The 7,556-nt window shown below is 34.5% G+C and carries 2 protein-coding genes and 1 pseudogene; all 3 read left to right on the top strand.

Annotation, left to right across the window (positions count from 1 at the left end; all coding sequences use genetic code 11):
• The first annotated feature begins 655 nt into the window (after window positions 1-655).
• Entirely contained in the window at window positions 656-4,525 is a 3,870-nt protein-coding gene (locus D1Z92_RS16900; protein WP_128896858.1) for a S8 family serine peptidase, read from the top strand.
• 709 nt (window positions 4,526-5,234) lie between these two features.
• A complete protein-coding gene (locus tag D1Z92_RS16905; protein ID WP_128896859.1) occupies window positions 5,235-5,486 on the top strand; it encodes a hypothetical protein in 252 nt (83 codons plus the stop codon).
• 1,394 nt (window positions 5,487-6,880) lie between these two features.
• Window positions 6,881-7,556, top strand: a pseudogene (locus tag D1Z92_RS16915) (type IV secretion protein Rhs); the annotation flags it as partial.

The following is a 7,556-nucleotide window of genomic DNA, read 5'->3' on the forward strand; positions in this document are numbered from 1 at the left end:
TATGTACAGCAGCGTAAAATGAAAATCAAAATGCAGCAGTTACAGGAGGAAAATCAGGAAATAAAGCAACAATTAACGATGCTAGCACAACGAATTGAAGCGTTGGAGTAAGTAAAGGGATCATGTCTGAAGTAACGTTATTCTCCCTTTTTCAGTGTTACTGGTTGTCAGCCCATCAGCTCTTTTCACGGTATATAATAAAGTTAATGCATGCATCTTCAATGTTCTTTTCAGAGAATATTGAAGATTTTTTTTTGAAATTTTACACCTGAATTTGGTGTGTAAATGAAAAAATAAATATTATGCACTATAAAAGGATTATACAGAGTTTTTAAGTAATTATTTATATATAAAATATCTTATTTTATACTTTTTATTTCATTAATTATAAATATTTGCTATAAATATAAATTGACAAGATGAATAATCTATGTAATTCTACTAAATATGACACATTTCTTATAATCATGCCATAATATGATTTTTTATTTGACAGTGGAAGGAGGTACAATGCGACAACACTAGCAATTGCTAGAAAAAACGAATTCCAAGATTCATTTGTTATTACATCTCTGGTAAAGGGTGGAATGTAAACTAACTATCTTATGCTTTACACAATGAATGCTTCATAACAAACATAAAAGGGGAGAATGTCATGTCAAAATGGAATAAAAGTATGTATGTCTTATTAATTTTTGCTCTTATTTTTGGTAATGGTAGTTTTGTTGCAGGAGCTTCGGTAGAAGATGATATCACGTCAAAAGTTAATGCAATGTTATCAAGTAACCAAGAACTTACGCTACCAGAGCAATTCTATCAAGAAGATGAGACGGTTACAGTTATTGTTGAGTTAAAGGAACAACCTGTATTAATGAAAGCTCAACAAATGGGCGTGGCATACAGTGAATTATCCGAAGGAACTAAAAATGATCTAGAAGAAGAAAGATTATCTGAACAAAACGAAGTTCAGCGTCAAATACAATCAGAGAATATTGATATTAATGTGGAACATCAATACACAACCGTTATGAATGGATTTAGTGGAGAGGTTGAATTTGGTGAAATTGAAACCATTGAAAGTCTTCCAAATGTAGAGAAAGTATACATAGCAAAAACCTACGAGCGTCCTAAAGTCAAGCCTGAAATGTTGACAAGTAAAGACATTGTAGAAGCACAGCAAGTATGGAAGAGTTACGGATTGACTGGTGAAGGAATGGTCGTAGCAGTCATTGACTCTGGCATTGATCCTGATCACCAAGATATGAAATTAGATTCAGGAACACAATACGAATTGGATGAATTTGAAGTAGAATCTAAGAATGGTCATCTGCCAGGAAAATACTATACTACGAAAGTACCTTATGCATATAATTATGCAGAGAATAGTCATACTATATTAGATACTGGTAACGATCACGGTATGCACGTTGCTGGTACGGTAGCTGCAAATGGAGATGAAGATAATGGTGGAATCAAAGGGGTAGCTCCTGATGCACAAATATTGGGTATGAAAGTATTTCCAAATGAACCAGATGCATTAGCATCAGATGATATCATTATTAAAGCAATTGATGATGCTATTTATCTTGGAGCAGATGTCATCAACATGAGTTTAGGATCAACAGCAGGTTTTGTTGATGCAGATGATCCCTTGAATGCTGCGGTAACAAGAGCGGTAGATGCTGGTGTATTTGTATCTGTTTCTGCTGGTAACTCTGCATACTTTGGTAATGGTTGGGACTTACCTTATTCATCTAACCCAGACTATGGTGTATCAGGTTCTCCTGGTATAACTTATGAGACACTACAAGTAGCATCATATGAAAATACACATGTTAATGTAGATAAATTAGAAGCTACTTTTGCTGATGGATCTTCGCTTTCTATTGGATACAAAAAGCAAGATACTCCAGATCCCGAAGAATTGTTTGGTAAAAACACAGTAAAGGCTATATACGTTGGTGACGGACAACCAGATAAATATGTTGGAAAAGATGTTAAAGGGAAGTTAGTGTTCGTTGTTAGAACAGGTGGGTTTTTCTATGCGAAAATTCAAGAACAAGCTGAAGCAGCAGGTGCAGCAGGTGTCATTGTTAGAGGAGCGGCGGGACACGGTGATTTTGTAAGTATGGCGCTAGATAACCCTACTATTCCAATGGTAACATTAAGTGTTACGCAAGGTAATGAACTAGAAACTGAAATTTTGAAGCACAATGGAGAAATGGATGTTAGCTTTACTGGTGACAAAGTGACTGTTGTCAATGCTGCTGCAGGCGAGATGTCGACCTTTACTTCATGGGGTTTGACACCAAATCTAGACTTCAAACCTGAAATTACTGCACCAGGTGGACAAATTTATTCCACTTTAGAAGAGAATAAATACGGATTAATGAGCGGTACTTCTATGGCTGCACCACACGTTGCAGGAGGAGCAGCACTTGTGTTGGAACACGTAGATAAGACTTTTTCATATAATTCTTCCGCTGAAAGAATCAATACAGCGAAAAACATTATGATGAATACGGCAATATCAGTGACAGACGGTGTATACTCTATTTCACCACGTTCGCAAGGTGCTGGCTTAATGAACTTGCATGCTGCTATCACTTCAAACGTCATTGTCACTGAGGAATCAACGAAAGAAGCGAAAGTTGCTTTAAAAGAAGTAAATGGGAATATAGCTAAGTTTAAATTAGAAGCAACGAATTATGGTGCGGACTCTGTGACGTATGCAGTGTATGCTAACATCCAAACAGATAAGTATGCAGAATCACAAGGAACAGGCTATACTCTTTTAGAACCTACTAATCTTCCAGGAGCAGAAGTCTCCATAAATAACACTACAGTTACTAACTCTGTATACGACTATGAAGAAATCACAGTACCAAGTAATGGTAGCACTACATTTGAGATTGAAATTGATTTAAGAAATGTTTCTAACGATATAGTGAAGCAATTTCCTAATGGATATTGGGTTGAAGGATTTGTGACGTTAAAAGACGTTCACGATGATGGAACGAATCCACAAATATCTTTACCATATGTTGGGTTTAAAGGGGATTGGAATGACGCTCCTATATTCGACGAAATGCGTTATAATAACGGCTCATTTTATGGAGTATCTGGTATGGTTGGAGATATCACAGGTGAAACGGTTTATTTAGGATATGATCCGATAAAGGATGAATTTAAAGAATCGTTGATTGCTATATCTCCTAACGGTGATAATTTATATGAAGATATAACGCCGTACTTTACATTGCTGAGAAATGCTAGAACAGTAAATGCCCATATTTTAGATAGCAATGGTAAGGTGATTGTAGACCTTAATAATAGAGAATATATGAGAAAACATTTTTATGATGCGGATGAAAGAAATCCACAAGCTCATTTATCGCTAGATTTTGCATGGGATGGAACAGTTAACGGTATACCAGTGCCAAACGGGAAATATTACTATGAACTATCTGCTACGATTGGTATGTCAGGAAAAAGTTTACAAAAATTTCAAATGCCTGTAGTTGTAGATACGCAAGCACCTATTTTAGAAGCAGAATACAATGAAAATACGAATACAGTTACTTTTAGTAGTACAGATTATGGTATTGGTACTGCACAATACTCCATATTGACTATTGACAATGAGACATCCACTCCTGTAGGACAGCCTATACAATTAGGGACTGGCGTTGCTTCTTACGTATTTAATGAAGCGATAGAAGAAGGAACATCAATATATGTAGTCGCACAAGATTATGCAGGAAACACAGATATGAAGAGAGTGTTCACTTCTGAAGACAATTCAAACCCTGGGAACAATGGAGGAAGCAATGGTTCAGGTGGAGGATCTAACCCAGGAGGAGGGTCTAATCCAGGATCATCTAATGATGATAAACAACCGACATCTACAAAAGATGAAGAAGTAGAACAGCCAGTGGAAGAAGTAACAGAGGTAGAGAAACCAGAGGTTCAATTCCAAGATGTTGAGGGACATTGGGCAGAAGAAGCTATCAGCGTATTAGCCTCAAAAGGTATCATAGCTGGTGTCAGTGCAGAGCAATTTGCTCCAGAAGAAGAAGTGACTAGAGCTCAATTTGCGGTATTAATTGCACGTGCTCTACAACTATCCGTATCGGAATACGAGCAGACATTTAATGATATCTCAGAAGATTTGTCTTGGGCAGCGTTGGAGATTGAAGCTGCTTATCGTGCAGGTATTGTGGCTGGTGTAGGAGACGGACAATTTAATCCAAATGAGAAAATTTCACGCGAACAAATGGTTACGATGATCATACGTGCATTGGATTATAAAGATGCTTCTGTATCAGAAGGTGTGGATGCTGAACTTGCTTTCACCGATGCAGATACAGTGAATAGTTTTGCACAAGAAAGCGTAGGAATTGCAAATGCGCTTGGTATCATTTCTGGTAATGAAGATGGTACGTTTGCTCCAGAGGAACATGCATCTAGAGCGCATGCAGCTACAATGTTATATAACTTACTAGAACTATTAAATGAAATTTAATAAGAATAGAATTGAAACTATAAATAATTAAATTAAAACCAGTGAAGGTGTAACATCGCACACTTTCACTGGTTTTTTATATGTTTTGGAGAAACGATTTGTGAAAAGGGTAGTACTTCTAGTTTAACGAATAAATTATGATACAATGAAAAAAATGGGGCTACTATTAGAATGCAATGCTTCTTTACTTCCATCTATAATCTGTGCTGTGCAAGGCAGGAACTCTAATTGATGATAATGATTTTAAGATTGATGCTTAGTTGGTAAATATACTTTATAAAAAGGAGTAGGTTGTATTAAATATTTAGGGGAAAATATTTTAAAACTATTAATTTTATTTTTTGGCATTTACATCTTCGTAAAAGGTATAGCTGGATTTGTATATGGTGAAATATCAATAATTTCTAGAGGTGGAATTGGTACTCAGACTACTTATGAATATCCTGATTCAAAATCTGTCTCACTAAGATATCTCATTTCAGGTATATTGATTATTACATATTTTATATGGAGTCAGATCAGGTATTTCTCCAAAAGATAGCACATATTCATTGATTTAATTCTGTATATCAAAAAAATAACTAGCTGTAGGATGAAAATACAAAATGTTCAACGAAAAATATACCTATGTTACTGGTTGAAGATTAATTTCGAAGATTAATTTCGAAGATTAATTTCGAAGATTAACTAGGTAAATGGGAGAAAATCTATGAATTATTTGGGTGATAATATAGTTAAGATATTAATTTGTTTTTTAGGTATATATTTTATTTATAATGGCATACAAGGGCTAATAGAAGGTTTAACAACTGGAGAAATGACAGTTTATTCAAGAGGAGGGGGTAGATCAACATTTCAATATCCTAATTTTATTTATGTAGCTGCTTGTTCTATTTTGAGTGGTGTAGCACTGGTAATATATTTTATTCAGGAGCAGATAAAATATATTAAAGAAAAGTAATATGCATTTTGAAAATTAGATGATCTTTTGTTTGAGTCATAGGTAACAACCCGTGGATTTACGTTGATCCTGAACCAGCAATTGAGAAGTGTTTTCATGCATGAGCTTGTAATGATCCAAGCAATAACTCAAGGTATATTAATGTTGAGTTATATTATGCAAGTGTGGATAGTGAATCAAAGTACTATGATTTAACCTATGTTTATATAATGATTCTTGATCAGGTCAGGTAGCATATTTATAAGTATTATTGTTATTTTTTATCAAATAGTTGCAGGTACTACTGTAATTGATTCGAAAAACTGATTTATGTAATTACTATCTATCTTCAGTACTAATTTTCTTGACAATTTCAACTGGAAGGTGGTACTTTTCAATTAAATATTCACCAAGTGTTATTTTCTGTTGATTGATATGATAATAGCTGCCGACATTGCACGATTTACCGTTTTTTAGAAGGACTTCATAGGAGCAATCATCCATTTTTTTACGAATTTCTATTGTTGTAACTACATTTGTTCTAATAAGATATACTTTGCGTATCCTAGTAATATCGATAATGCTAATCTGTTTAAAAGGGACAAATAAAAAATATTGAGTGATGATTAAGTTGTTAACATGATAAAAATTACTGATAATCATAATGTATAAAATAATAGGTGTGAAGATAAAAAACAATGAACTTGTAAACGTTAATGTAGCTATAGAAACAGATAAAAAAAATGCACCAAAGAAAAATTTGTGTCGATATAAAAAAAACATATTCTATCTCCTAGATTTTAGAATATGTACTATTATACTAGTATTGGATCAAATAAGATACATTAGTAAGATAGAATGTCCCCAAAATGACTACACAATATAAATTTGCTCGGTTTTGAGCAGTGCTGATGTGGTCATAGATAGATTCAAAGTGATTTTTCTCTTAGATTGATCACATAAATTTTTCATCCCTTTTTTTAATCCTGCTAGTATCCCTAAGAGTCATTTCTACTTTCCCGTTTTACTATTATATAAAATTGTTCTAGATCAAAAACATCTGTTAATTTTGAAGTGAATGATATAACAGGTGATTGGATAATCGAATCTGGTGACGTTATACATATGGAAGGACAAGCAGTGGGTCCTAATGGACGAATAGTAATTTAACCAAATAAAGGAATAAAAACAATTAGTGTAGGGACTTATAAAACCATAATAAAACAGGCAGGTATATAACATGAAAAGAGTATCATCATTTTATGCTATATTTTCATATGCTCCTGATGGAATTTCAATTGAATTCCCAGATCTACCAGGCTGCTTAAGTTGTGCTGATTCTACAGAAGAAGGTGACCTGATTAAGCAAAATTGTAACACTGCATAGAAATTTACTAAGCATAACTTGCTTGTAAGTGACAAGTTATAAATACGATATGGGTGGTCATCTTACTCAGATTCAATATCCTGATGGGAATACAACACAGAAAAAGTACGATGAGCTAGGTCGATTAATGGAGCAGAAAGATCCTAAAGGACAAGTAGAGAAGTTTTACTATGATGAAAATAGTAATATAGCAAAGCAAGTCGATCGTAATGGAAATGACTTTACTTACACTCACAACCAGCGCGATGCATTAGAGCGACGAGTAAGCAAAGATGAAACAATAAAGTATACGTATGATGATATGGGTCGAAGGCTCACGATGGATGATGCTACAGGTACGACAAGTTATCAATATGATGAGTACACGGGGCAACTCCTTGAGATGACGTATTCAGATGGATTAACGTTATCTTATACGTATGATGACAATGGAAATCGTACAACGATGACTGGTCCGTTTGGTGGAGAGACAACGTATACGTATGACAATATGAATCGATTGAAAACGGTAGGTAGTAGTTCAGAAGTCAATGCCACTTATTCATACTACACCAACGGTATGTTACAACAATCGTCATTGAATAGTGCATCACCAATGACTACAGATTATACGTATGAGGGCTTGCAATTAGTTACGTTGGATCATGTAAGTAATGGAAACACAGAGAATAGTTATGACTACAACTATGACGGAAACAAAAATA

This window comes from Longirhabdus pacifica, from assembly GCF_004115085.1.
Classification (GTDB): Bacteria; Bacillota; Bacilli; order Paenibacillales; family DSM-105158; genus Longirhabdus; species Longirhabdus pacifica.

What these genes read in the sequence shown, in the direction of transcription:
- D1Z92_RS16905 (WP_128896859.1), top strand. Translation starts at nt 5,235, where the DNA reads ATGAATTATTTGGGTGATAATATAGTTAAGATATTAATTTGTTTTTTA.
- D1Z92_RS16900 (WP_128896858.1), top strand. Translation starts at nt 656, where the DNA reads ATGTCAAAATGGAATAAAAGTATGTATGTCTTATTAATTTTTGCTCTT.